At 46.1% G+C, this 2,059-nt stretch carries 1 protein-coding gene; it reads right to left on the bottom strand.

The features are described 5' to 3' along the window. A partial coding sequence (locus AC37HE_RS07095; protein WP_500782108.1) for a DUF5107 domain-containing protein occupies window positions 1–2,059 on the bottom strand: 2,059 nt, incomplete at both ends.

Genomic DNA, 2,059 nt, shown 5'->3' with positions numbered 1-2,059 from the left:
TCATTTGATACAACCAAGCCAGGGCAAACTCGGTCATGATTGACTCGGCCATTGGATTTGGCACTGCACATGCCGGTATTTCATTTTGCTGATGCAACTCAATAACAGCAATTGCCTCCGCATAGAAACCGGCTTCCGCATAATCAAAAGCAATATCCAGGATTGTCTGAGCATCATTGCGCGAGGATTGGATAAAATCATCGAAGTTACCCGACAAATTGGCCAATTCAAATTTAGCCCATTGATCCAGTGCATCTGTTTTGAAAAGTTCAGTCAACGCGCTTTGTGCTGCTGCCTTATTTCCCTGGTGCTTCAAAACAATTGCCTTCAAGATAGACGTCTTATTATTCTGACGATTGGTATCCAACGAAGCTTCCAAATGCTCTAACGCTGTTTCGTAGTCAGCCTTCAGGCAATCCAACGTTGCTAACTGGTAATAAGCTGCTGCACGCCACTCAAAATTCCAGGTTGATTTGTAAAACAAGCCATAAGCTTCTTCTTTTTTACCTTGCAACGAGCAGGCTAAACCACAGAAATAATGCGCCTCGCCCGATGCCGGGTTGGGATGATAAGTGGTCATGATCTCGATCGCAGCCCGTAAGTTTTGCTCTGCTTCGGCAAAGTTGCCATTCTTTAACGCTACGCGACCGAGTGCGATATAGGACTTGTAGCTTTTCGGATCTTTCTTAATCGCTTCTCGCCAATAAGGCTCCGGATAACGGGTCGGGTGACGATACAACTCCAGGTGCTCGCCAATTAACTCCAGCTCGTTAGCACTTTCAACCTCTTGCGGTTGTTTGGGCTCAAAAGCCAGCTTCCGGTTCCGTTCTTTGCTGATCTCACGATGGTGATAGGCGATTAATTCTTTCCCTTGCTCATCCAATACGATCAAGGAGATTGAATTCTCCTGCCCGGCTTCAATTTGGATCGAATTATCTTTCCATGGTTTCTCCGGTGATACCGTTTGTTTGTCGATAACTTTCTTCTCGTTTCCGATAAGCAGGATAAATTGCAGATTCTCAAATTTCCGGCTCCCGGCTACTCCTAAATCCAGCTTGTTGCCTTGCTGAATTTCCAAACGGATAGCCAAATCCTTATTGGCATTTTGGACTGGTCCCAGTTTCTTATAACTCCACCAGAATTGTGAGAAAGTCTTGGTTTCGTATGGCAACAGGTAGGTGAAATCCGGTTGGTTATCGGTATAAACACCAGCCATCAATTCGAAATACGGCCCACCTTCATCAGTCAGTTCGCGGTCCCAGGCACGGCCAAAGGCTTCATTACCCCAGGTCCACTGCTTTTTACCCGGAGCGATATGACGATTGGCAACATGGATGAATCCTCCATCTTCTTTAAAATCATAACCTCCGAAGAAATCATATTTGGTGTCGCAAACCATGTAGCTGGTTGGTACCGGAATATTATTGTAGTTGCGTAAATCATTTCGTCCCTGTCTTTCGTGATATGGAATGCCATAATAATCGTTTTCGGCATACGGGAAACTACTTTGGGCGCGCACCGCGTGGTCGGCTACATAATGAACATCAGGAGGAAAAAAGCTTTGATAGTCACCGTGGACCTCCACAGCAACGTTGGCCCACCAAAGGAACGTTTGCGTTAGCGGCGTGCGGTTAAACAGGCGTCCCCGCAACTCAATTAAAGCGCTGTTTGGGCGAATCCGAATTCCGTGCATCCCTTTTAAGCGGTACATCGGGTCGTATTCCGACATCCAGATTGTTTTGGCTCCGTCGGCTTCCTCTTCAATGTAAACATCAGTAGGTAAATAAGTTCCCGGACGATGGTGCTGCGGCCAGTTAAACTCGACTCCACCACTGATCCCCGGTCCCGCCAGGCCAACAAGTGCCGGCTTGATCACCTTTTGCTGATAGAAAAAATTGTAGTTATTGTTGGCTTTATCCTGTGCTTCAAAAATACGACCTCCGATTTCCGGAAGCATCACCATTTTCACAAACTCATTTTCCAGAATTGCTGCCTGGTATTCTTTATCGACTTTATGATCGTACACCTTATCGATAAAAGGTACCGGATATACTTTACC

Source organism: Mangrovibacterium sp., from assembly GCF_059905295.1.
This window is presented reverse-complemented; position numbering and strand designations above follow the sequence as displayed.